The following is a 24,170-nucleotide window of genomic DNA, read 5'->3' on the forward strand; positions in this document are numbered from 1 at the left end:
TTAGCTTTAGGTAGCGCTGACCTGCAATTGCTTCCACGTTGCCTGCCAGTTTTTTTGTGATATTCGTTTTTCATAAATAGGGAGTAAGCTTGGATTATTGTTGAAATGAGGGGTAGCCCGCAACACTACATTAATAACATCCGCAATCCCATGCGGAGCGGTTAGGATAACCTTACCGTATTCATCTAAGGAAAGCCCAAGCGCTGTAGCTGTTTCCGGAAACTTGGAGATGGCATCTACAGATGACGTATAGGGTGCAAGGTTGTTAATGGTATGCATTCTTGCTTCATTCTTAACCGACCATGGCACATAGGGATTTAATTCCCTCAGTTTTGCCTCCCATTGCTTTTCCACTTCCTCATGAAGATTGCTGCCGTCATAATAAATAACATCAATATCTGGCAAAGGGGTCCGTTCTTCAAAGCCATGTAGGGTGTCCCAGATTTTTGAACGTACAAACCCAGCACAAACCCACCAGTCAGGTAACTGTAGCGATCTGGCGTTTTCTAAAATAGCCATCATCCAGGGATCATTATGTACAAGCTGAATGATATCTGCCTCGTGTTCTATTTTGTGCACACTGCCACCTCCGAATATTCATGCTTCCAATCTGTTAATATCATACAACAAGAGTTTCAATAGAGGTAGAAAGGGATAGGCTGAATGGACAGAGGCATGAACTATCTTTATAATGAATCGACATCGAGACCTTTGGAGGCGGTGACCGTGCAATATACGTTTACTATATTACTGCAATTGTTGGAAAGAGCTGCGTTATTGCTGATGTGTCTGTTTGTATTGACTCGTCTGCCGCGGTTTAAAGAGGTTTTTCAAAAAGGGAGTTACGCTCCGCAAGAGCTTGCTATTGCGACGATGATCTTCAGCTTATTTGCCATTTTTGGCACTTATAGCGGGATTAATGTGGAAGGTTCGCTTGTGAATGTACGAATTATCGCCATCGTATCTGGCGGGATTTTGTTCGGGCCATGGGTTGGACTTATAACAGGCATCATCTCAGGGGTTCACCGTTTTCTGATTGATATCGGAGGGGTAACCTCTCTTCCTTGTCTGATTACGAGTATCACCGCAGGCATAGTATCTGGGATAATCTATCGCCGCACCTCTGGTGAGCGTCGCTGGATAGCAGGGATTTTGGCGGGAATGGCCTGTGAGGCACTGACGATGCTGCTTATTCTAGCGATGGCTCAACCGATGGCGCTGGGTGTAGATATCGTGTCCAAGATCGCTTTTCCGATGATTATGAGCCAGATTAGTGTCGGCCTGATTGTTGTGTTAGTGCAGAGCGTGGAAGGTGAGAAGGAACGGATTGCGGCTAAGCAGTCCAAGCTGGCGCTTGATATTGCCAATAAGACCTTGCCGTATTTTCGCAATATTAATCAGGAGTCGCTGCGCACCATCTGCCAGATCATCAAAGAGGATATCGGTGCAGACGCTGTAGCCATTACCGATACTCGGTTTATTCGTGCCTATGTTGGCGTGGGTGAGGAGGATTATGAGACAACTAACGATATTATCAGTGAGGAAACTAAAGTAACGTTGTCCAGTGGTGAAATTACTATCCGTAACGATGATAGTGATTACGTGAATCCGCAGATCAAGTCGCTGATCATCATACCTTTGAAGGAAAAGGGTGAGGTGACGGGAGCGCTCAAAATCTATTACACCAAAGCCCACAAGATTACCTACTCGCTCCAAGCTATGGCCGTGGGTCTGTCGCAAATGATCTCTACCTTGATGGAAGTGTCGCGGGTGGAAGGCATTAAGGAAATGGCGAACAAAGCGGAGCTGAAGGCACTGCAGACCAGCATTAACCCGCATTTTTTATTCAATGCACTGAATGCAATTGCGTCCTCGATTCGAATTAACCCGGATAAGGCGCGCGAGCTGATTGTGAATCTGTCCGGTTATATGAGATACAATCTGGAGCTTACCGATGAATTCATTGATATCAAACGAGAGCTACAGCAGGTCCAGCAATACGTAGAGATCGAAAAGGCGCGTTTTGGAAGCCGGCTTAACGTGCTTTATGATATTGATGAGGTTCAGGTTCGGATTCCGAGTCTGATCATTCAACCGCTTGTAGAAAATGCGATTATACATGGCATACTGAAGGTAAGAGGGATAGGAACAGTAACGATTTCTGTAAAAGACCACGGGGATACCGTACGGGTGGGCATTCGCGATACCGGAGCTGGCATCAGCGAGGAAACGATAGAGAAGGTCTATACTGGCGATATGCCGGAGAATAAAATCGGGCTGTTTAATGTACACCAGCGGGTAAAGCTGATCTATGGGACTGGACTTACCATTCAGAGATTGGATAAAGGTACGAACATTTTTTTTGATGTTAAAAAGGAGGACCAATGAGAGCGATCATCGTAGAAGATGAAGAGCTGGCAAGACAGGAGCTGGCTTATTTAATAGAGACGCACAGCGGGATCGATATAACGGCACAGTTTGAAGATGGGTTGGACGCGCTTAAATTTTTGCAGAGTGATACGATAGATGTGATTTTTCTGGATATTAATATTCCCTCCATCGACGGAGTGCTGTTGGCACAAAATATCAGTAGATTCTCGGTAAAACCCTACATAGTGTTCATCACTGCGTATAAGGAGCATGCCGCTGAGGCGTTTGAGATTGAAGCTTTTGACTATATTCTTAAGCCTTATAGCGAGGTACGCATCAAAGCCATGCTGCACAAGCTGGAAAATGCGTTTGCCAGCCGTGGACGACAGGGGGAAGAAGAACGTAATCCGGTCAGTGACAAGGTCAATCTGTGGAAAAATGAAAAGATTATCGTAGTGAATGCCGACGATATTTATTACGCCTCCGCGCAGGAAAAAAGCACAAGTGTGATGACTAAAGGTGAGGAATACAGCATGGCACTTAGTATTAGCGATTTCTTTCAGCGGCTGCCGCAGGATCGTTTTTTTCGCTGCCATCGTTCCTATATTGTTAACCTGTCCAAGATCAAGGAAATCATCCCGTGGTTCAACAATACGTATTTGCTGCGCCTGCATGATTTAGGTTTTGAAGTGCCGGTAAGTCGTAGTAAGGTAAAGGAATTCAGGCAGATTATGCGCTTATAAATGCAATTCATTCTTCATTTCCGTCATCTCATGCCGGATTTCTCTCAACATCGGCTGGTTTAGCTACAATAAAGAGGCGATAGAAGCTCTTGTAGCAGACAACGAGAGAGAAAGAAGGAAAAGACCATGACTACGACAATGGACAGCAAAAGCACCAAACGGTGGCTAATCGTATTAGGTACAGTAATTATGCAAATGGGTCTAGGTACCATCTATACATGGAGTTTATTTAATGCGCATCTGGTAACAAAATTTGGCTGGGAGCTTAACTCCGTTTCGATTACTTTTTCTATAACGAGCTTTGCACTCGCTTTCGCGACCTTGTTCGCAGGGAAGCTGCAGGATCGTTTCGGACTTCGCCGTTTGACTGCTACTGCTGGGATTGTGCTCGGACTAGGATTGATTCTTAGCTCGCAGGCCAATTCACTCTTCATGTTCTATTTATTGGTTGGGGTGATCGTTGGTTTTGCGGATGGGACAGCTTATATCACTTCATTATCTAATTTAATTAAATGGTTTCCGAATAATAAAGGTTTAATCTCCGGCGTGTCCGTTGGTGCTTATGGAACAGGGAGTTTGATCTTTAAATATATTAACGGCGGGTTGATAGACTCAGTGGGTGTGTCTAATACATTTATGTATTGGGGTTTGATTGTAATGGGCATGATTGTAATCGGTTCCTTGCTCGTAAGAGAAGCTCCGGTTCAAGCGGCCCCAGCACCAGCGGGTTCAACGACAGCTACAGTAATGAGTTCACCGAAAGACTATACGGTCAAAGAAATGCTGCGGACAAAAGAAGCTTATCTGCTATTTATCATCTTTTTCACCGCTTGTATGTGTGGTCTGTATCTGATCGGTATTGTAAAAGATATCGGCGTGCAGCTGGCTGGACTTGATGTACAGACAGCAGCTAGTGCGGTAGCTATGATTGCGATCTTTAATACAGCGGGACGTTTAATTCTGGGTGCTTTATCTGACAAAATGAGTCGCTTGAAGCTGGTAGGCGCATCACTTGCTGTAACTGCGGCGGCTATGCTGACCCTCAGCTACGCGACCCTGAATTTCGGACTTTTCTTCACTTGTGTAGCAGCCATTGCGTTCTGCTTTGGCGGGAATATTACGGTGTTCCCCGCCATTGTCAGCGACTTCTTCGGACTGAAAAATCACAGTAAGAATTACGGAATTGTCTACCAAGGTTTTGGTATTGGTGCCCTTTCCGGTTCGTTTATCGCCGTCTTCCTAGGCGGGTTCAAACCAACCTTTGTTATCTTTGGCCTCTTGTGTCTGCTGGCCTGCATCATCGCGATTTCTCTGAAACCGCCAGTGGCGAAGTCGAAAGAGAAAAAAGCGCTGCGTCTCAAAGCAACGGAACGTACGGCTTAAGATGTAATTGAAGTTAGAACCAGGCAGCGATTCTCCGGTTAGTGGAGAATCGCTGCCTGGTTTTTTTGATTTGCGGTGGCTTGCTGAGCTGAGACTTGTTTGGGCGGATTATCTTCAATTGGAAGAAGGAGTTTTGCTGGGATCTGAGAAATAACTGTATTCTGTGCAACTATTCCGTATGAAATAGTGAATCTTCGGATTTTAGCTGTATTCTGTACAACTAAAACCTCGAGATGTTGCTTTGAGGCGAAAAAACCAAGGAAATAGTTGCACCAAATACATCTATATCTAATGGTGGCGTGATGCGTGAAAAAATAGTTGTATGAAATACAGTTAAACGTGACTACCCTTGCACCAGCATGGTAAGCAGTGCATCAATAGGACAGTGTGGTCGAAGCAGTGTTGGATGTGATCTGATTCTTGCGGAACTCGGATGGAGAGACCCCGCTAAGCTTATTGAATATGCGGTTGAACTGGGAGAAGCTGTTGAATCCGCATTGCCCGGCGATCTCGGAAATCTTCAGGCGGGTGTAAATCAGCAATTGCTGGGCATTACGGACCCGGGTCATCTGAATATATTCTGTCAGCGTGGAGCCGGTGATTAACTTAAATTGGTGTGATAAATAATAGGAGCTGATAAAGAACTCTTTAGCGAGGAAATCAAGGGACAACTCGCTGTTGTAATGGCTATGGATGTATGCGGTGATCGAGTAGATTTTTTGCATAATGGCATTTCCGATCTCCTCTGGGACATAGCTGTTCTGGTCTCTACGCTGGTATAAAGCACATAGAAACTGTTGGAAAAGGCTGTGAATCAGTACTGGATTTAATGGTGAAGTGCTATGTGATAAGGTGAAGATAGCGTTAAGAGGATCAAACACGGCTTTGCGTAACTCTTTTGGCAAACGGTAGATCGGTATTTCTTCCCGAAATGAGAGGAACATACTTTTGTAAGCGTTCTCTAAACCGGGTATATCCTTGGGCATGGCGAAGTTTATGATCAGCCGCTTAAATGGCGGCCCTTCCGGATATTGTGTCTTATGCATCCGATAAGGACGCAGGAGTACGATGTCATACTGCTGGAGGGCGCAGACATTCCCATCGATAATATGAGTGGCTCGGGAATCCATTAAGATATGAATCTCGTAAAAATCATGAAAATGCTGAACCTCCATATTGATATCATGAGAACGCTGGTCATAATCAAAATAATAAAAAAGGGGATCAACGGGCGTGTTGATACGTACGCTATACCCTTGTTCGTACAGTAAGTCGCTTTCAAGCAAATGCTCTCACCGCCTTATTCTGTAATATGCACTTATTATATGTTCAGAAAAGCAAGATTTGCAATATATGAGGGTTATTACAGCAAATATAAAGTAGTTTTTGTATGGAATGGTTTGATATATTACGGGTGAATGGAACTACCCAACATGAGGGAAGACCCAAAATAGCAGGCGAAGGGGCGGGAAACAGATGAACAACATCCGGATTAGTAAAGTTGAGATCATTGAAAAGCTGAACCGCGTGACGGATAAGCTGCTGAAGCTGGAGCGGCCGGAAAACGAAGCCGAACTGCAAAATTTAGGGGAGGATGCGGGACGACGGGGGTATTTTGCTCGTGATTTTGGCATGGAGGAATGGGATTGGCCGCAGGGAGTGGGGCTTTACGGACTTCAAAAGCTTGAACAGCATTTCAAGGATGAGCGTTATCAAGAATATGCCAAGCTTTGGATGAGCAAGCAGCTGGGCAAGGGACTGCCGAGCCGGAATATCAATACAACAGCGCCGTTGCTGTCATTAATGGAACTGAAGGAAGCGGAGGAATTAAGCCTGGAATGGGTGCAGTGGTTGATGCATGGCTTGCCGCGGACGGAGGAGTCTGGTTATCAGCATGTCACAACAGGAGCGAGCAAGGATGAAGTTACGCTCAATGATAATGAAATCTGGATTGATACGTTATTTATGGCTATTTTGTTCACGGCAAAAATGGGTGTGAAATACGATAATTCCGCATGGCGGCAAGCGTCGCTTTACCAACTGTTGCTGCATATCAAATACCTTTATGATAAAAAGAAGGGGCTTTTTTTTCATGGCTGGCATTTTGGCGGCCGGCATAATTTCAGTGAAGCCTTCTGGTGCCGGGGCAATAGCTGGTTTACACTCGGTCTGCCTGAATACCTGGAGTTGATGGGGCCGTATCTGGACAGTGGAGTGTTTGAATATCTTCAACAGATCCTGAACGCACAGGCAACAGCTTTATTAGCCTGCCAGAGCGGAGACGGATTATGGCATACGCTGCTGGACGACTCTAGCAGTTATACTGAAACGTCAGGCTCAGCAGCTATCGCAGCGGGTATTTTGCATAGCGTACGCAGGGGGGGGTTGCCGGAATCGTATGCAGATCCTGCCCTAAAAGCGATCCGGGCGGTGCTGGACAGAATTGACGATGAAGGCACGGTGCTTGGTGTATCCGGCGGTACTCCGATTGGTGCTGCAAAAGAAGATTATAAGCAAATCATTATTGCCCCTATGGCCTACGGGCAGGCCATGGTTTTAGTCGCACTAGGTGAAGCGTTACATTACTGTTGAGGTTGAGTAAATACCTAAGGAGAGAGTCAATAAAGCTGGAGAAATATTTGCTTGTAACTTCGCTGGTGCTTGGAGTATACTATTTTCGGGATGGTTAAGCGCTTACCTTAAAGGAGGATAAGCAAACATGGTAAATTCGATCGTAGTTGGCATTATTGGGGCAGGCAGAATTGGCCGGCTTCATGCAGATAATCTGCGTGTGATGCCGTCATTTAAGTTGAAATCCATTGCGGAGGCTGTGGTAAGTGAGGAATTGCTGGTCTGGGCAGAGAGCCGGAATCTTGGCTCTGCATTTGTGAATGGGCAAGACCTTCTGAATGACCCTGAGATCGAGGCTGTGTTTATCTGCACACCTACGGATACCCACGCCTCTTGGATTGAGCTAGCAGCCCGGGCTGGAAAACATATTTTCTGTGAAAAGCCGACCAGCCTGTCGTCAGAGTTTACCCACCAGGCACTGAAGATAGTGGAGGATGAGGGTGTATTGCTACAGGTCGGCTTCAACCGGCGAATGGACCCTAGCTTCCGCAAACTTAAGCAACTGGTTCAGTCAGGAGAACTAGGCAGTCCACATATTGTTAAGATCACATCACGTGATCCGCAGCCTCCGGGTGAGGCTTATGTGCGGTCTTCCGGCGGGATGTTTATGGATATGACGATTCACGATTTTGATATGGCCCGTTATCTGATGGGTGAGGAAGTAACAGAAGTTTATACCCGAGGTGCCAATCTCGTTGATCCGATGTTTGGGCGCTGCGATGATGTGGATACAGCTGTCATCATGTTGACCTTTGCCAGTGGCGCAATCTGCGTCATTGATAACAGCCGTAAGGCTGTATATGGTTATGATCAACGCGTGGAGGTGTTCGGTTCCTGCGGCTCAGCTACAGCCGACAACTGTCGTCCAACAACTGTAGAGGTTTCAACCGCTGCTTCGGTCACACGCGATCAGCCGCTTCATTTCTTTCTCGAGCGGTATAACCAGGCTTTCGTGGAAGAGGTTGCAGCATTTTCCCGGGCAATCCGCCTGCAGGAGCCTATCATTTGCAGCGGGCTTGATGGGCAACAGGCGGAACGGATTGCCGAAGCCGCTAAAGAATCCTATCTTACCGGGCTTCCGGTCAAGTTGTCTTCTTGTGCCGGAGAGGGAATATCGGCGATACAATCTTTGTAAGCGGATGCAGATGCTGAAGATGAGGGAGGTCTGTGAAGATGTCCAATCTAATCATTAAAGCCGGAGCACCCGGCAAAGATGGACTTGTAGCGGCAGTGAGCAAGGAGAGCGCTGGATGGGAGTATGTAGGGTTTGAAGTGTACCAGCTGCAGGTTGGGGATACGCTGAGCCGCAGCGCGGAAGGGAATGAAATCTGTCTGGTGCTGCTGGCGGGCAAGGCGGATGTGAGAACAGGCGCCCAGTTGTTCGCTGGGATCGGTGAACGTATGTCTGTATTTGAGGATTTGCCGCCGTATGCGGTGTATATTCCGGCGGGAGGGCATTATGAAGTTACAGCCTTGACGGAGCTGGAACTTGCGGTTTGCCTTGCACCAGGAACGGGCAAATATGCGCCACGTTTGATCGCTCCGTGCGATACTGTAGCCGAAGCCCGCGGTTCTGGCAGCATGTCACGGCGAGTGGTCAACATTTTGCCTGAGCAGAGTGAAGCCGAGAGCCTGCTGGTCGTGGAAGTGCGTACGGGTGGCGGCAACTGGTCCAGCTATCCTCCGCACAAACATGACTGTGACAATCTACCTGCTGAGTCTTATCTGGAAGAGACATACTACCACCGGGTTAACCCGGCTCATGGTTTTGTAGTGCAGCGGGTGTATAATGATGACCGCAGTCTCGATGAGACGATGGCGGTGTCTGACCGCAGTATTGTATTGGTTCCGGAGGGCTATCATCCTGTATCGGCACCGCCGGGTTATGATTCTTATTATCTCAATGTGATGGCAGGTCCGGTCCGCACATGGGTTTTTCATAATGATCCGGAACATGAATGGCTGTTCGAGATGCAGCAACACCAGAAGGATAAGAAGGAATAGTGTAGCAGCACGCACGAAAAGGGGGCTTCCGCAAGGCGGAGGCTCCTTCTTTGTGTCGATGTATTGACCAAATGATCGCCACAGTAACAGAGTCCCTTGCACCGCTTAATAGACACTGTCAGAAGAGTTCCTTATAATCTAGGTATAGGATTGATTGTACGAACGTAAAGGCGGGCTCACTAACGATGAAACCTACGATATATGATGTGGCACGGGAAGCGGGAGTCTCCATCGCTACGGTGTCCAAGGTGTTGAACAAGAACGGGAGAATTAGCGATAAGACACGGGAGAAGGTTCATCGGATCATGGAGGAGCTGAATTACCAGCCGAGTCTGGTGGCTTCTGCGCTGACGAGTCGCCGAACGGGAACAATCGGGCTGATGATTCCCGATATTTCTAATCCCTTTTTTGCTGAGGCGGCCCGAGGTATTGAGGATTATGCTCAGGAGCAGGGAAGCGACTTAATTGTATGCAGTACAGACCGGGATGATGAGAAGGCGGCCCGGTATATCTCACTGCTCCTGCGCAAACGGGTGGACGGTATAATCATTGCTTCTCATACAGGGAATCCGGATATGGTCCGCCGCCTGCTGGCTGATCACGTGCCGCTTGTGTTATTTTCGGCTGATATCCGGATGATGGAGAGCAACAGCGTCACGGTGGATGACTATAAGGGAGGCTATCAGGCGACAGAATATCTGTTGTCCTTGGGCCATCGCAGGCTCGGCGTTATCTCTGACAATTTACCGGGGAGTATGCTGCGCGTGGAAGGCTTTATGGATGCGCTCAAGGCAGCAGGTGTTGGCTTTGACAATCCGGCTAATCTCACGCATACCTCAGCCACGCTGGAGAATGGCCGCAAAGCGGCTGCCGCGATGCTGGCTCAGGCGCAGGAAGACCGGCCGACCGCCATATTCGCCTGCAACGATCTGCTCGCGATTGGGATATTGAAGGAGGCGCGCAGCGCAGGCTTGTCAATACCCCGTGATCTGTCCGTAGTGGGTTTTGACAATACAATGCTGGCTGAAATTTGCCATCCTACCTTGACCAGCATTGCTCAGCCTCTGCGTGAGATGACGGAACAGGCGATGATTCTGCTGAACGAATCTATCGACAATCCCGATAGTTCTAAGCGCAAGATCATGCTGATGCCGGAACTGATAGTCCGCCATTCCACTGGACCGGCACCGCATTAGGAAGAAACAAACTCTACAAACGGAGTAAGAACGCCGACTCCTATTTGAAGACCTGTACCTCGCTTAGCAGCAAGGTACAGGTCTTTTCTTTGTTTTTTTCTGGTACATGAGTTCAGTTCCCAACTTCGTTTAAGTTCAGGATTGCCAAACTCCAATTTCTAAACTATACTAATGGAAATTAGGTTAAGCGCTTAACCCATCCCCCGATGATTGTTGTATCTCATTAATCCATTTTACTGAAGTTTTCTCAAGGAGGCGTCATAATGAACGGTTTACAGTTCGATCCTGCACGACCGCTGGATTTAATCGCTGTCGGTCGGCTCTGTATTGACTTGAACGCTAATGAAACCGGAAGACCCATGGAAGAGACATTGACGTTTACCAAATATGTCGGCGGTTCTCCCGCTAATATCGTAATTGGAGCAGCGCGGCTAGGGATGCTCACTGGCTTTATCGGTAAGATATCCGATGATCAGATGGGCCGTTTTATCCGAACTTATCTGCAAAGGAATGGCATTGACGATAGCCAGGTGAGCGTTGACCAGACTGGTGCAGTGACTGGGCTTGCTTTTACTGAAATAAAGAGTCCTCAGGAGTGCAGCATTCTGATGTACCGGGATCATGTGGCTGATTTGCTGCTGAGTACGGAGGAGATCTCGGAAGAGTATATTCGGAAGTCCAAGGCACTGCTGATCTCAGGTACTGCACTGGCACAAAGTCCGTCCCGTGAGGCTGTGTTTGTCGCTTTGGAGTTCGCCCGCAAGCATGATGTCACTGTATTTTTTGATCTCGATTATCGCCCCTATACTTGGAAGTCAGCTGCAGAAACAGCGGTCTATTATAATCTGGCAGCTGAGAAATGCGATTGTATCATCGGTACCCGTGAGGAATTTAATATGATGGAGAGCCTGTACAATGTGACAGATGCAGATGACGAAGCAACAGTTAACCGCTGGTTCTCGCACCAAGCTAAGCTGGTCGTTATCAAGCATGGCGGGAGTGGTTCAATCTCTTACACTGCGGATGGGCAGAAGCATCGGAGTGGTATTTTTCCCGCTAAAGTATTGAAGACATTTGGAGCCGGGGATTCCTACGCCTCAGCCTTTATTCACAGTCTAATGCGGGGTGAAAGCGTCGGTGAGGCCATGCGCCGCGGCAGCGCGTCGGCATCCATTGTCATCTCCCGCCACAGCTGTTCGGATGCCATGCCAACCTTGGATGAATTGGAAGCGTTTTTATTGTCTAACGAGGAAATCACTTCAGGTGCAGAGTAAGTAGCCGGAGGTTGGAGAGGACACAACTCAAACAACCCCAGATCGAATAGCTATGCAAGATTAGATTACATTCGCAGGATCGCATTAATGAGATGAAGGAGTGAGTAGAATGGCACAGCAAACCGTGCAAGTGCTAAACAACTATATTGACGGGCAGTGGGTAGAGGCGGCTACGGAGCACTCAGAAACGGTATACAATCCAGCGTCTGGTGAGGAGATGGCAAGGGTTCCGCTGTCCAGCAGAGTCGATGTTGATCGGGCAGTGGCGGCGGCAAAGGCGGCTTTTGCAGGCTGGTCCAAGACACCGGTGCCGCGCAGAGCACGGATCTTGTTCAAATATCAGCAGCTGCTGGTGGAGCATTGGGATGAACTGGCGAAGACGATCACGCTGGAGAATGGAAAAAGCTTCAAAGAGGCCTACGGAGAGGTGCAGCGCGGCATTGAGTGTGTGGAATTTGCGGCAGGTGCGCCGACGCTGATGATGGGCCGGCAGCTGCCCGACATCGCGACAGGCATCGAGTCTGGGATGTATCGCTATCCCATCGGTGTAGTCGCCGGGATCACACCGTTTAATTTTCCGATGATGGTGCCTTGCTGGATGTTCCCGTTGGCTATCGCCTGTGGGAATACCTTTGTGCTGAAGCCCTCCGAACGCACACCGCTGCTGGCAGCGCGTTTGGTTGAATTGCTAGAGGAAGCCGGGCTTCCGAAAGGTGTGCTCAATCTGGTTAACGGTGCGCATGAGGTGGTAAACGGCCTGCTGGAGCATCCTGATGTGAAGGCGATTTCCTTCGTTGGCTCACAGCCAGTGGCCGAATATGTCTACAAGAAGGGTACGGCGTGTTTGAAGCGGGTTCAGGCGTTGGCAGGGGCCAAAAATCACTCTATTGTGTTGGCCGACGCGAATCTTGAGGCTTCAGCAACACAGATTGTCAACGCAGCCTTCGGCTCGGCGGGAGAGCGCTGTATGGCTTGCTCCGTGGTAACAGTGCAGGAAGAGGTTGCTGATGAGCTGATCTCCATCCTCCTGCGTGAATGTGAGCAGATGAACATCGGCGATGGCTTGGACGACGACACGTTTCTTGGGCCAGTTATCCGCCAAAGTCATAAAGACAAAACGGTCGCTTATATTGAACAAGGCGTGGCTGAGGGTGCTAAGCTGCTAAGAGACGGCCGGGCGGATGCTGCGGTGCAGGGACAGGGTTATTTTATCGGCCCAACGTTGTTTGATGGAGTGACCCGGGAAATGAAAATCTGGCAGGAGGAAATTTTCGCGCCTGTCCTGGCAGTGATCCGCGTCAAGGATGTAGAAGAGGCGATTGAAATTGCCAATGCCTCTCGTTTTGCCAACGGGGCTTGTATTTTTACGAATGACGGCGGGAAAGTGCGTTATTTCCGGGAAAATATCGAGTCAGGCATGTTGGGTGTCAATGTCGGAGTGCCAGCACCGATGGCCTTTTTCCCTTTCTCCGGCTGGAAGGATTCCTTCTATGGCGATCTGCATGCGAATGGAAGCGACGGGGTTGAATTTTATACACGCAAAAAAGTCGTCACTGCCCGCTGGCAGTAACAAAAACGGCGAAAGGGAGGCTTCACGTGGATACGATTAGATTAACGACGGCGCAGGCGCTGGTGAAATTTCTGAACCAGCAATATGTGGAATTTGGCAATGGACCGGAGCGTTTTGTACACGGTATATTCACCGTTTTCGGCCATGGCAATGTACTTGGACTGGGGCAGGCACTTCAGGAAGCGCCGGGTGAGATGACGGTCTATCAGGGGAGGAATGAGCAAGGAATGGTGCATGCGGCGACTGCCTTTGCCAAGCAGAGCCGCAGACGGCGAATCATGGCCTGCACCGCTTCGGTAGGGCCGGGTTCAGCCAATATGCTGACAGCCGCTGCCACTGCGACGGCGAATCAGATTCCCGTGCTGCTACTCCCCGGCGATACCTTTGCCACCCGTCAACCGGACCCGGTACTTCAGCAAATGGAGCACACCTACAATCTGTCGATAACGGTCAACGATGCCTTCAAAGCGGTGAGCAAATACTGGGACCGGATTTATCGGCCAGAGCAGCTGATGACAGCATTGCTGAACGCGATGCGTGTGCTGACTGATCAGGCAGACACCGGGGCAGTCACGATTGCGCTGCCGCAGGATGTGCAAGGGGAGGCCTGGGACTATCCACTTGAGTTCTTCCGCAAGCGCATCCATCGGATCGTTTCCCGTACTCCGCATCCGGATGAGCTTGCTGCGGCAGCTGATCTTATTGCCAGCAAACAGCGACCTCTGCTGGTCTGTGGGGGTGGAGTCCGGTATGCAGATGCAGGGATGGAATTACGTGCATTTGCAGAGAAATTCGCCATCCCATTCGGTGAGACGCAAGCCGGAAAAAGTGCCGTGGCAAGCGACTGTGCCTACAATCTCGGTGGCATAGGAGTTACCGGGAATGGCTGTGCTAATACGTTGGCCGCAGAAGCGGATCTGGTGATCGGTGTGGGTACCCGGTTTACGGACTTCACGACAGGTTCGAAGAGTTTGTTCGCCCATCCCGAGGTGGAGTTCCTGACAATTAACGCTTCCCTCTACCATGCCTCCAAGCTGGATGCGCTGGCTGTGGTCTGCGATGCTGCCGAAGGTCTTAGAGCGCTGTCTGCCACGTTGGAGGAGCGTGGTTACCGCACCGCTTATACAGATGAAATTGTAGTGGCAAAAAAGGCATGGGAAGTGGAAAGAAAGCGTCTATCTGACGTGGAGTATACGGTGAATCAGGAGGCAGATCGTTCAGATCGTTCTTCAGTTTCCTTCGTGCCGGAGGTTGCCGGACATCTTGACGAGAAGCTATCTGAATATGCGGCGAAGTTGAACACTTCGCTGGCGCAAACACAGGTACTCGGGATCCTCAATGAATATCTTCCGAAAGACGCCATTGTGATAGGAGCCGCAGGCAGCTTACCGGGCGACATGCAGCGGATGTGGAATTCCACTGTGCCGGATACTTACCATATGGAATATGGCTTTTCGTGTATGGGGTATGAAATCTCCGGTGCACTCGGTGTGAAATTGGCGGAACCGGACCGGGAGGTATATGCATTGGTGGGCGATGGCAGCTATCAAATGCTGCATTCGGAACTAGTGACGAGCCTTCAGGAGAACAAGAAGATCAACGTTATTTTGCTTGATAACATGGGGTTCGGCTGCATCAACAACCTGCAGATGGAGCAAGGACTGGATAGCATGGCGACTGAATTCCGCTACCGGGGCCCGGAAGGTCAGCTGAGCGGCGAACTGATAGGCATAGATTATGCAGCAAGTGCCGCGGGATATGGAGTGAAGACCTTCCGTGCGTCAACGGCTGAGCAGCTGCGTGATGCTTTGAGGGAGGCTCAGCTGCAGGATCGTTCCACCCTAATTGACATTAAGGTGCTGCCCAAGACAATGACACATGGTTACGGAGCCTGGTGGAATGTTGGTGTTCCAGAAGTGTCCGGCAGTGAAGCCGTTCGGGCTGCCCACAAGCAGAAGCTTGAACAGCTTGGAAAGGCCCGCAGTTATTAGTATTAGTAATACTGTGAAACGGAAGGGGTAGAATCGATGATGTTCAAAGAACATACGGTCAAGCTGGCGATTGCTCCTATCGCCTGGACTAATGATGATATGCCTGAACTGGGAAAAGACAATACCTTTGAACAGTGCATTAGCGAAATGGCGCTTGCAGGGTTTCAGGGAAGCGAGGTGGGCAACAAGTATCCACGCTCTCCGGAACGGCTGCACCGGGCACTGGAGCTTCGTGGACTTGAGATTGCCAGCGCTTGGTTCAGCGCATATCTGACTGTGCGGCCATATGAGGAGACAGCGGAGGCTTTTTGCGCGCATCGTGATTTTTTATATGAGATGGGTGCGAAGGTGATTGTCGTCTCAGAGCAAGGGCGGAGTATTCAGGGACAAATGGATACGCCGCTATTTGCTAATAAACCTGTATTCACAGAAGCGGAGTGGGACGCACTTGCCGATGGACTGGGTGGGCTTGGCCGGCTGGCTGCTGAAAAAGGTATGGCGCTTGTATACCATCATCATATGGGGACAGGGGTGCAGACTGGCGCCGAAATTGCTAAGCTAATGGAGCTCACGGAACCGGAAGAGGTGTCTCTGCTGTTCGATACCGGGCATCTAGCCTTTGCGGGTGAGAATCCCTTAGAGGTGTTGCGCATCCATTTACCTCGGATTAAACATGTCCATTTGAAGGATATACGTCCGGAGGTTGTTCAGCGTGTGCTGCGGGATCAGCTCAGTTTTCTACAGGCTGTAAAAGCGGGCGCATTCACCGTACCTGGCGATGGATGTATATCCTTTGCAGAGATTTTCACCGAATTAGCAGGTTACTCTTATACGGGATGGTTTGTAGTGGAAGCGGAGCAGGATCCGGCACTTGCCGATCCGTTGGAATATGCGATCAAGGCGCGCCGTTATATCAGAGATCTGAGTGGTTTATAGGCCGAGGAGGCTACCACTTGGTGCTTGGCGGCTGCTCGGACAGATTTATATGCGGGGGTTCACGGCTATGGCTGTGCGCACCTCGCCTTTTTAATGAACAGGTGTAAAAAACGAATCGCTTCGTTGGTCGGGTTCATGTTGTATGTGTTATAATGGCAGCAAATTAGGCGGAAGAGTGTCCATTTCCATGATAGTGCAGCCAAATATCTATGAACTACTCGTGCATTAGCGGCTGAACCGTGGCCGGGTATCCTAACGGTTGTACAGAGGGGGTTATCTATTGTTCCGTTCCTGGTATCGCCGATTGCTGCTGTCCTACTTTCCTATTTTTTTGCTTACTGTGACGATACTGATTTTTGCCTCTTTTGTATTTATTAATGATATTTCACGAATGGAAACCAAAAAAGCGGACCGTATCACCGCCAGCTATCTTATGGATAATGTGGACCGAACGATCAAGGAAGCTGAATTGTCAGTGCTGGAGGCTGCTGAACGCAGCGATGCTTATAAACGTTATTTTAACAATCAAGGCCAGATGGATATGGCGACCGTCTACGCTGTTGCCCAGAATCTACGTAACTTGACGCGTGAATCGCCCTATATTCAGTCCATCTATCTTTATGACAAGAGAAATGAAAGCGTTTTAACAGAAACTGGATTAAAGGACCTTTCAGGATTTGTAGACAAGGATTGGATTGGCCGCATCACCTCCGGCTCTTTATCGGAAGGCTGGCAGCCTGTTAGGGAATACAAAGATGAATTTCAGCGTACGTCTATACGTGTGCTTACCATAAATAAAGGTATGCCGCTGCCCTTCGGTTCGGAGGGAGTGCTCGTAATCAATCTGAAAATGAGCGGAATGGAACAGATCGTCGACGGTATGGTCAACGAACAGTTGTCCTTTCTGACTATCTTTGGCGCAGATGGACAGGTGGTCTATCAGGCCCATTCGGACAGTGAAGGTGCCAAGAATGGGAAGCAGTTGAACACTTTATATATGGAAAGGCTTGGCTGGACGTTTTCCAGCGGAATCAAAACGGGCAGTCTATTCAGCTGGGTGTCAGTGATTTCTTACCTTTGGGTAGCTATTGCCTTAGGTACGGTTGTGTGCGCGATTTTTTACCTGATCTATGTTACGCGGCGGAACTATAAGCCAATTCAGGTGATTATGAACCGGATTGAAGGCCATCAAATTCGCAAGCTGGATCAATCCAGCGACAGACCGGACGAAATGATGCTCATTGACGGGGTGCTGGAAGATCTAATCAACCATATGACGGATTATGATAAGAAAAGCAGAGAGAATTTGTTGTTACAGCGCAGCAAGCTTTTCAACGATCTCTTGCAAAGCGAGCGGTTGGACAATGTCGTCCAGCGGATGGAAGAGCTGTCGCCGCTCTCCGGAGCTCACTCCACATCCCGCTTTATGGTTGTGCTAAGCGAAATCAACCGCTACGACAAGGTTTTTCAAGATCGGTATACAAGGGGCGATCAGAACACGCTTAAATTTGCCCTGATGAATGTCTTTCAAGAATTGGCGCGGAGTGCAGAATTGCAAGCTTGGGCGGAGTGGATTGGGACTGACCGGGCGGCAATTCTCTTCCTGACCACAGGAAGTGATGAAGAGATGGAAGAGAAAATCCGTGTATTCGCTGAGGACTGCCGTATCTGGGTGGAGCAGAATTTGCGCCTCTCCCTAAGCTTCGCTATTGGGCCAGTGGCGGCTGGGCCAGGGGAGATCCGGGATTCCTATGCGGCAGCGGAGAATGTGATGCAGCACAAGCTTTTAATGCACGAAGACATCGCTTTAACGGAATTTGGAGAAACGCGCCAGCCGCTTCTTGAGACATTCAAGTATTTACAAATGATTGCCGAGTTTGTTAAGCAGTTCCGGATGTCGAGCGGCCAATGGCGGGAACTGCTGGAAGGTGTTTTTGATGGTTTTAAACAGGATTATTTACAAGATGATGATATTCGCTCTCTAATTCAGGCCATGCTACAGATGCTGAGCCGGGAAGTGGCTGTCATGTCTGAGCAGCTGCAGGATGAGTTGTCAGCAGAAAATGCGGAGAAGCAGCTGAAGCGGCTGGAAGAGGCAGAATCCATAGATGAAATGAAGGGGATTTTGTTTGAGTATTTGACTGATTTATTCCGCACTTATGTTTCTGTCAGTGAAACTAAAAGCTACCGGGCGATGGTAACCGAGATGAAGAATTATATTGAAGAGAATTTTACAAATCCTGATCTTTCCCTGAAGCATTTGAGCGACCGGTTTCAGGTATCCGGCAAATATGCCAGCTATCTATTTAAAACAGAATTTAAAATGAAATTTGTTGATTTTTTAACAGAGCTACGCATGAAGGAAGCCGAAAAGCTTTTAGTAGAAACGGAATGTTCGCTGCAGGATATCGCACTCCAGGTGGGATATGCGAATGCAATTACATTCGGCAGGGTATTCAAACGAGTATTAGGAATCACACCGGGTGATTACCGTTCTATAAAGCGCGGGCGCGGGACCTCCAGATTATAGGCTGCCGACTTTGTTAATCCAATAGCACGTGAACAATAGTTTTTATAACCGCATCTGTGCACGCCAACCTCTATAATGAGGGCGCGAACACCGATGCGGTCTTTATTTTCACACTTTTGAAAGCGGTTTATTCTACGAAAATAGTTGTATGGATAAACCGGAAGTCCGAATTTGCTGGGATAAGAGCATCCGAAAGAGGTTTATTGTCAGACTGCCGAAATTCATGAAATACTGTGGGCATCCAGAACAACAAGCGACCCAGTAGCACGGCAGTAAAAAAGCATCACGTGATATGGATTCCGCTGGGGATGGATAGAGTTAAGGCTAGGGGATCATAAATACACCATTAAAGCCTGCAAGGGCGAAGGGGATGGAAAAATGACAGTGAACGTACATCAAGGAGTTCTGAAGAAAGCAATCGGGATCGGATTAACCGCAATAATGGGCGTTTCTCTGCTAGCAGGCTGTTCCAATGATTCTAAAAACAACACAGCATCCGAGGGTGCCGCAGCCGGCGAAAGTGCTAAGCGGGTTACATTAAAGGTGGAAGTGTTTGACCGCGGCAACAGCCCAGCCCCACATACCATTACCAATAACTACTTAACTAAACTAGTGCAGGAAAAGTTCGGAGATCCGAATAACATTGATGTGGAATTTGTACCTATCCAGCGTTCTGAGGAAGTTACCAAGCTGAATGTTTTGATGGCGAGCAATACGGATGTGCCCGATATCGTATTTACGTATGATTCCAGTGTGTTTTATCGGTATGCCCAGCAAGGTGGCTTGACTGATGTCGGAGAAATTCTCGATGAATATGGCCCGAATCTGAAAAAGTTTATTGGCGAGGATACGCTGGCGTTCGGCCAGCTTGAAGGCCAACAGTATGCGATCCCTGGCAAACGGGCGATCACAGGCCGTTATAGCTCCTACATCCGTCAGGATTGGTTAGATAAATTAGGATTGCCTGTGCCAACGACGACCGATGAGCTGTACACTACTTTGAAAGCGTTTAAAGAAAAGGATCCGGGCAATCTCGGCAGCAAAAACATCCCGATGGGCATGGCACTGGCACCAGCCCAATTCGAGACGTTGATTTTCTCTTTCATGAAGCCGATCAGCGGCGATCTGACCTACAGCCAACGTTATGAGCTGCCGCTGCATGAGGGCTTTAAGGATGCCCTGCAATTTCTCAATAAGCTCTACAATGAAGGGATGATCAGTAAGGACTTCAGTCTGGACGAGGATAAAACACAGTTGGCCAAGGATATCCAGAACGGCAATGTAGGCTACTGGTCGGAGGATGTGGATGTCTTGTTCTATGCCGATGGTACCCTGGATAATCTCTACAAAAATGTAGAGGGAAGCAAGGTGTTGCCGGTAGACGTCTTAACCAACGCCAACGTTGATAACAAGCACATTAAATCCCGCTATGCCTCCAACGGCATGTACATCATGATTCCGAAGAGTAGTAAACGCGCCGTGGAAGCCGTTAAGTATCTCGATTGGATGGCTTCGGATAATAATCTGATTGATATCCAAAATGGCGTTGAAGGTGAAAACTACGACCTGGTAGACGGTATTCCAGTAGCCAAAACAGATGTTTCCCAGGAGTTCGCCGATCGTCTGTTTAATGCTGGCGACATGGCCATTATCTCCAACGGCAAAAACATCGGTGATCAGGCCACTAATGAAAAAGCATGGGCGCTGGGCTTCCCGGAACGTAACCGGGAGATGCTGACTCAATCTATCGCAATCGCCAACGCTGACACGGTGGGTCCGCTCGTCTTCGGCAAGCCGATAGAAGCGGAATCGCAATATGGCACAACGCTCAAAGATAAGGTCAACGTAATTATTGTAAAGACGGCAATGGCCAAACCAGAGCAGTTTGAAGCAGTTTACGAGCAGGAAATGAAAGATTATATGACTTTGGGCGGAACCAAACTGAAAGAGGAACTGGAGAAGTCGTTTAAGGAACTTTCGGCTCAATAAACAAATATATAGTGAAAACCGGGGGGAGATGGTGCTGCGCTCCACCCGGTTTTTCTCCTTAGGAGGAAAACGACTTGAGCAAAGCGACATACTTTAGACGGTATTGGCAATTGTACGCGCTGCTTTCGCTGCCTATTATTTATTTTCTGATCTTCCGCTATGGTCCGATGTATGGTGTGCAGATTGCTTTTAAGGATTTCAATTTGTTTCAAGGGATTGGAGGCAGCGAGTGGATCGGCTTTGATGCGTTCCGCGAGGTTTTTGGAATGAGAGAGTTCTACAGCACCTTGCGCAATACCTTTATGCTGAATTTTCTGGATTTGCTGGTCTCTTTTCCGGCTCCGATTATCCTGGCGATTATGCTGTTCGAAATTCGTTCGGTGTGGTTCAAGAAAATATCGCAGACGATTTTGTATATCCCCCACTTTATTTCCTGGGTGATCATCGGGGGGATCGTATATCAATTGTTCGGCAACCAGTCCGGTATGGTGAACGGTGTGCTGGAGAGCTTAGGCCTTACTCCCATCCCGTTTCTGACTGAAAAAAATCCGTGGCTGATCACTTATTTATTCACAGGCGTCTGGCAAAGTGCCGGTTGGGGGACTATCCTTTATCTGGCGGCGTTAACCGGTGTCAACCGAGAGCTGTTTGAAGCTGCTGAAGTGGATGGAGCGACAAGGCTGAAGAAAATCCGCTACATTACGCTTCCTAGCATAAAACCAACCATCGTGACGCTGCTTATCCTCAATCTGGGAAAGATGGTCAGCATCGGCTTTGACCGTCCTTACATTATCGGTAACACTGCTGTGCGTGAGTATTCTGATGTGCTCAGTACCTTTGTGTACCGGGTGGGTCTGGAATCCGGACAATATACGTTGGCTACTGTAGTCGGATTGTTCCAGGCCGTGGTGGGACTGGTGTTTATTTTTGGCTCTAACTATATTTCGAAAAAAGTGACCGGAGACGGTATTTTATGATAAAGAAAGAAGGAGGCGGAGTGCTATGAGTGAACGTACCTCAAACCGGATATTCGATATCGTCAATATAACGTTTGTTGCCTTGTTCGTTTTGTTCTGCTTGGCTCCGTTTTTGCATGTGATTGCCGTGTCGCTTAGTTCCAACCGGGCAATTACTTCTGGAGAAGTAACGATTTTCCCCATTGAATTGAACTGGAATGCATACATTAATGTTTTTTCCAATAATGCGATGATCCGCTCTCTTGTCTTTACGGTTATTCTGACGTTTGCCACAACGGTGCTGTGTATGCTTTTCACTGTCGCAGCAGCCTATCCGCTGACCAAAAGAAAATTGAAGGGCCGTAAATTTTTTATGTATCTGATCGTTATCACCATGTTTTTCAGCGGCGGTATTATTCCTGAATATTTGTTGATCCGTGATTTGCATTTGATTAATTCGGTCTGGTCGCTTATTCTGCCAGGTCTGGTCAGCCCCTTTAACCTGATTATCCTGATCTCCTTTTTCAATAACATTCCTGCCAGCCTGGAGGAATCCGCCGAGATCGATGGCAGTTCCCATCTTCGTACACTGATGAGTATTATATTGCCGCTATCCATGCCGGTTATGGCCACGTTGGCTCTTTTCTACGCAGTGGGAAGGTGGAACGGCTTTCAGGATTCTCTGATGTATATCAATAATCCGGATTTGTATCCGCTCCAGCTTAAGCTGTTCCAGATGGTGCAGAACAACATGGTATCCGAACTGACACAAATGGAAGGTGCCAACCGGACCCCACTGACACCTGAGAGCCTAAAAGCGGCCACCGTTATCTTTGCAACAGTACCGATCCTTGCCGTATATCCATGGCTGCAGAAATATTTTGTCAGCGGTGTAATGCTTGGTGCCGTAAAAGGTTGAACCGTAAGCTGTAACAAGGGAGGAAAACATAATTATGGAGAACAAAGGCATATTTTCGTTCTCAACTTGCTGGAACATTAAACGCCACACTGCCGGTGACGCTATGCTGCGGGAAATCCGCGATCTCGGCTTTCAGCGGGTGGAGCTGAACTATAATGTGACTAAGGAAATGCTGGAAACGATCGAGCCGATGCTTGAGCGGGGGGAGATGGGAATATCCAGTGTCCACAACACATTTCCCCACGTCTCAGACCCTGATTATGGCACAGATTCCGTGCTGCTAGGTTTTGAGGATGAGGAGAAGCGGCAGCGGGCGATTGAGCTGCTGATTGGCTCGGCTAAGTACGCTCAGCGTTACGGAGGAGAATCCGTTGTTGTGCATCCCGGTGAGGTACCCTTTCCAAATGATATCAGCAAAGAGCTGGAGCAGATTTATAACGGTGAGGGTAGAGATTCTAACGCTTATCGCAGCAAATGGGCGGAACTGATGGAGCGGCGGGAAGCTTATAGCGCCGGCTATGTGCAGAAAATTATTGAAAGCCTAGATGAAGTATGTAACCGGGCAGTTTCTGAGGGGCTAAACGTCCGCTTTGGTATCGAAACACGTTCCAAACCGCAGCAGATTCCGACGCTTGCGGAAGCCAAAACGATTATTAAGGCGCTAAAGGGAGCGCCTGTGGGCATATGGTATGACACCGGGCATGCCATTATGATGGACCGTTTGGGTTTGTACGACAGTGTGGGGGAAATGGAAGGTCTGATGGATGATATTGTAGGTGTTCACATTCATGAGACCATCGGTCTGTCTGACCACTGGTGCCCTTATGTAAACAGCGGGAATATGAAATTCTATGATGCTTATCTGCCGATGATTGAACGGGCGCCGGTCAAGGTGTATGAGCTGAAAGCAGCTTGCCAGCCGGAAGAAATTGATGAAAGTCATCGGCTGCTTATGGCCAAGTTGGCGCGTAGAGGGCAGGTCTGATGTTGAACGATGAAGACCGTAGGTTAGCTATGAAGTATGCTCCGCGCTTATTATTCGATCAGAACGAGCCATTTTTTCCGGTACGTCTCGGTATAACAGTGATGCGGCAGGAGGAGGAGTCTCCTTCCTTCCGGCGCCGTCTAGCTGTGAACCATCCGGATGTGCTGGCCGTTGTGGAATACGCGATTTATTACGATTATGATATTCAGCATTTATATGATCTGGAGCATGTGTGGGTTTACATCGGTAGAGACGGGGAAGTGGTGGATGCCGAAGCGAGCTTTCACGGGAAATTCCTTAAAGCGCTGCTGCGCGGGGGCAGCAATCTAAGCGGGACATGGGTGGACCTCTATGTCCAACCCGGCAAGCATGCCCTCGCCCCGTTCCCTGAAGTCTTTGAGCTGTTACCAGGATTCGCATCCAGTACACAGGATGGGGCAGGTGCGGAGGGTCTGATTTATGGCGACTTTTTTCGCGGCATTCTGGCGTCCGATGGAGAAACTGACCGTCTTGTCCACCGTTATCTGCAAACCTGCCGGTTCACGCCTTCCCTGTCCTATTCGTGCTGGGAATATGCGGACCGGGAGGAATTGTTCGTTTCTTGGAATCAACTGTTCACGGAAATTCCTGAACGTATCCGACAAGAGCTGGCGCGGCTTCAGCTCCTGTTACCACCCAGACATTGAGCAGTTT

General features: G+C 48.7%; 20 protein-coding genes. 18 read left to right on the forward strand and 2 right to left on the reverse strand.

Translation table 11 applies throughout. From position 1 onward, the window contains the following. Positions 1-6 precede the first annotated feature (6 nt). Positions 7-522, reverse strand: a complete 516-nt coding sequence (locus MKZ09_RS01780) for a nucleotidyltransferase family protein (RefSeq protein ID WP_076203647.1) — start codon at positions 520-522, stop codon at positions 7-9. A 261-nt stretch (positions 523-783) separates the two neighbouring features. Between MKZ09_RS01780 and MKZ09_RS01785 the strand changes: the two genes are divergently transcribed. From MKZ09_RS01785 to MKZ09_RS01800, 4 genes are all read left to right on the forward strand, one after another. Further along, positions 784-2,388 (forward strand): sensor histidine kinase, encoded by a 1,605-nt coding sequence (locus MKZ09_RS01785; protein ID WP_305953765.1) that lies wholly within the window; start codon positions 784-786, stop codon positions 2,386-2,388. Next, positions 2,385-3,113, forward strand: a complete 729-nt coding sequence (locus MKZ09_RS01790; protein ID WP_076134814.1) for a LytR/AlgR family response regulator transcription factor — start codon at positions 2,385-2,387, stop codon at positions 3,111-3,113. Before MKZ09_RS01785 ends, MKZ09_RS01790 begins: the two co-directional genes overlap by 4 nt. A gap of 138 nt (positions 3,114-3,251) precedes the next feature. Further along, positions 3,252-4,496 carry an L-lactate MFS transporter gene (locus MKZ09_RS01795; RefSeq protein ID WP_076124755.1) on the forward strand — a complete coding sequence of 415 codons (1,245 nt, stop codon included), beginning with the start codon at positions 3,252-3,254 and terminating at the stop codon, positions 4,494-4,496. A 7-nt stretch (positions 4,497-4,503) separates the two neighbouring features. Beyond that, entirely contained in the window at positions 4,504-4,650 is a 147-nt protein-coding gene (locus MKZ09_RS01800; RefSeq protein WP_162636629.1) for a hypothetical protein, read from the forward strand. Positions 4,651-4,870: 220 nt separating this feature from the next. On the opposite strand, the gene MKZ09_RS01805 is transcribed toward MKZ09_RS01800, so the two are convergent. After that, the gene (locus tag MKZ09_RS01805) at positions 4,871-5,782 is read right to left on the reverse strand and encodes a helix-turn-helix transcriptional regulator (protein WP_076134815.1); all 912 of its coding nucleotides are present in this window, start codon (positions 5,780-5,782) and stop codon (positions 4,871-4,873) included. A 190-nt stretch (positions 5,783-5,972) separates the two neighbouring features. Here MKZ09_RS01805 and MKZ09_RS01810 point away from each other — a divergent pair, with 190 nt between their 5' ends. From MKZ09_RS01810 to MKZ09_RS01875, 14 genes are all read left to right on the forward strand, one after another. After that, positions 5,973-7,088 (forward strand): glycoside hydrolase family 88/105 protein, encoded by a 1,116-nt coding sequence (locus MKZ09_RS01810; RefSeq protein WP_076134816.1) that lies wholly within the window; start codon positions 5,973-5,975, stop codon positions 7,086-7,088. Between the two features lie 127 nt (positions 7,089-7,215). Beyond that, on the forward strand, positions 7,216-8,262 hold the full coding sequence (iolG, locus tag MKZ09_RS01815) for an inositol 2-dehydrogenase (RefSeq protein WP_076203445.1): 1,047 nt from the start codon (positions 7,216-7,218) through the stop codon (positions 8,260-8,262). 38 nt (positions 8,263-8,300) lie between these two features. After that, positions 8,301-9,131, forward strand: a complete 831-nt coding sequence (gene iolB, locus MKZ09_RS01820) for a 5-deoxy-glucuronate isomerase (protein WP_076203448.1) — start codon at positions 8,301-8,303, stop codon at positions 9,129-9,131. Between the two features lie 185 nt (positions 9,132-9,316). Beyond that, positions 9,317-10,327 carry a LacI family DNA-binding transcriptional regulator gene (locus tag MKZ09_RS01825; protein WP_076203451.1) on the forward strand — a complete coding sequence of 337 codons (1,011 nt, stop codon included), beginning with the start codon at positions 9,317-9,319 and terminating at the stop codon, positions 10,325-10,327. Positions 10,328-10,590: 263 nt separating this feature from the next. Continuing rightward, positions 10,591-11,601 (forward strand): 5-dehydro-2-deoxygluconokinase, encoded by a 1,011-nt coding sequence (gene iolC, locus MKZ09_RS01830; RefSeq protein ID WP_076203454.1) that lies wholly within the window; start codon positions 10,591-10,593, stop codon positions 11,599-11,601. 109 nt (positions 11,602-11,710) lie between these two features. Continuing rightward, positions 11,711-13,171, forward strand: a complete 1,461-nt coding sequence (locus tag MKZ09_RS01835) for a CoA-acylating methylmalonate-semialdehyde dehydrogenase (protein ID WP_076203457.1) — start codon at positions 11,711-11,713, stop codon at positions 13,169-13,171. 26 nt (positions 13,172-13,197) lie between these two features. Then, complete coding sequence (gene iolD, locus MKZ09_RS01840) at positions 13,198-15,162, forward strand: 3D-(3,5/4)-trihydroxycyclohexane-1,2-dione acylhydrolase (decyclizing) (protein WP_076203459.1); 1,965 nt, start codon at positions 13,198-13,200, stop codon at positions 15,160-15,162. A 39-nt stretch (positions 15,163-15,201) separates the two neighbouring features. After that, positions 15,202-16,098, forward strand: coding sequence for a myo-inosose-2 dehydratase (iolE, locus tag MKZ09_RS01845; protein ID WP_076134901.1), 897 nt, complete (start codon positions 15,202-15,204; stop codon positions 16,096-16,098). A gap of 280 nt (positions 16,099-16,378) precedes the next feature. Beyond that, positions 16,379-18,628, forward strand: a complete 2,250-nt coding sequence (locus MKZ09_RS01850) for a helix-turn-helix domain-containing protein (RefSeq protein ID WP_076203462.1) — start codon at positions 16,379-16,381, stop codon at positions 18,626-18,628. A 378-nt stretch (positions 18,629-19,006) separates the two neighbouring features. Further along, entirely contained in the window at positions 19,007-20,617 is a 1,611-nt protein-coding gene (locus MKZ09_RS01855) for an extracellular solute-binding protein (RefSeq protein ID WP_076203465.1), read from the forward strand. Between the two features lie 74 nt (positions 20,618-20,691). Further along, on the forward strand, positions 20,692-21,594 hold the full coding sequence (locus MKZ09_RS01860) for an ABC transporter permease (RefSeq protein WP_076134824.1): 903 nt from the start codon (positions 20,692-20,694) through the stop codon (positions 21,592-21,594). A 25-nt stretch (positions 21,595-21,619) separates the two neighbouring features. Beyond that, a complete protein-coding gene (locus tag MKZ09_RS01865) occupies positions 21,620-22,492 on the forward strand; it encodes a carbohydrate ABC transporter permease (RefSeq protein WP_038568356.1) in 873 nt (290 codons plus the stop codon). 34 nt (positions 22,493-22,526) lie between these two features. After that, the gene (locus tag MKZ09_RS01870) at positions 22,527-23,477 is read left to right on the forward strand and encodes a sugar phosphate isomerase/epimerase family protein (protein WP_076203468.1); all 951 of its coding nucleotides are present in this window, start codon (positions 22,527-22,529) and stop codon (positions 23,475-23,477) included. Beyond that, positions 23,477-24,163 carry a hypothetical protein gene (locus tag MKZ09_RS01875; RefSeq protein ID WP_076134826.1) on the forward strand — a complete coding sequence of 229 codons (687 nt, stop codon included), beginning with the start codon at positions 23,477-23,479 and terminating at the stop codon, positions 24,161-24,163. Before MKZ09_RS01870 ends, MKZ09_RS01875 begins: the two co-directional genes overlap by 1 nt. Positions 24,164-24,170 lie beyond the last annotated feature (7 nt).

Source organism: Paenibacillus sp. FSL R5-0908 (assembly GCF_038006245.1).
Lineage (GTDB): Bacteria > Bacillota > Bacilli > Paenibacillales > Paenibacillaceae > Paenibacillus_AQ > Paenibacillus_AQ odorifer.

Bases quoted from the DNA above. Each gene is read 5' to 3' on its own strand.
- iolC (WP_076203454.1), top strand. From the start codon at position 10,591: ATGAACGGTTTACAGTTCGATCCTGCACGACCGCTGGATTTAATCGCT.
- MKZ09_RS01825 (WP_076203451.1), top strand. From the start codon at position 9,317: ATGAAACCTACGATATATGATGTGGCACGGGAAGCGGGAGTCTCCATC.
- MKZ09_RS01795 (WP_076124755.1), top strand. From the start codon at position 3,252: ATGGACAGCAAAAGCACCAAACGGTGGCTAATCGTATTAGGTACAGTA.
- iolB (WP_076203448.1), top strand. From the start codon at position 8,301: ATGTCCAATCTAATCATTAAAGCCGGAGCACCCGGCAAAGATGGACTT.
- MKZ09_RS01875 (WP_076134826.1), top strand. From the start codon at position 23,477: ATGTTGAACGATGAAGACCGTAGGTTAGCTATGAAGTATGCTCCGCGC.
- MKZ09_RS01855 (WP_076203465.1), top strand. From the start codon at position 19,007: ATGACAGTGAACGTACATCAAGGAGTTCTGAAGAAAGCAATCGGGATC.
- MKZ09_RS01810 (WP_076134816.1), top strand. From the start codon at position 5,973: ATGAACAACATCCGGATTAGTAAAGTTGAGATCATTGAAAAGCTGAAC.
- MKZ09_RS01780 (WP_076203647.1), bottom strand. From the start codon at position 522: ATGATGGCTATTTTAGAAAACGCCAGATCGCTACAGTTACCTGACTGG.
- MKZ09_RS01870 (WP_076203468.1), top strand. From the start codon at position 22,527: ATGGAGAACAAAGGCATATTTTCGTTCTCAACTTGCTGGAACATTAAA.
- MKZ09_RS01835 (WP_076203457.1), top strand. From the start codon at position 11,711: ATGGCACAGCAAACCGTGCAAGTGCTAAACAACTATATTGACGGGCAG.
- MKZ09_RS01865 (WP_038568356.1), top strand. From the start codon at position 21,620: ATGAGTGAACGTACCTCAAACCGGATATTCGATATCGTCAATATAACG.
- MKZ09_RS01790 (WP_076134814.1), top strand. From the start codon at position 2,385: ATGAGAGCGATCATCGTAGAAGATGAAGAGCTGGCAAGACAGGAGCTG.
- MKZ09_RS01785 (WP_305953765.1), top strand. From the start codon at position 784: ATGTGTCTGTTTGTATTGACTCGTCTGCCGCGGTTTAAAGAGGTTTTT.
- iolG (WP_076203445.1), top strand. From the start codon at position 7,216: ATGGTAAATTCGATCGTAGTTGGCATTATTGGGGCAGGCAGAATTGGC.
- iolE (WP_076134901.1), top strand. From the start codon at position 15,202: ATGTTCAAAGAACATACGGTCAAGCTGGCGATTGCTCCTATCGCCTGG.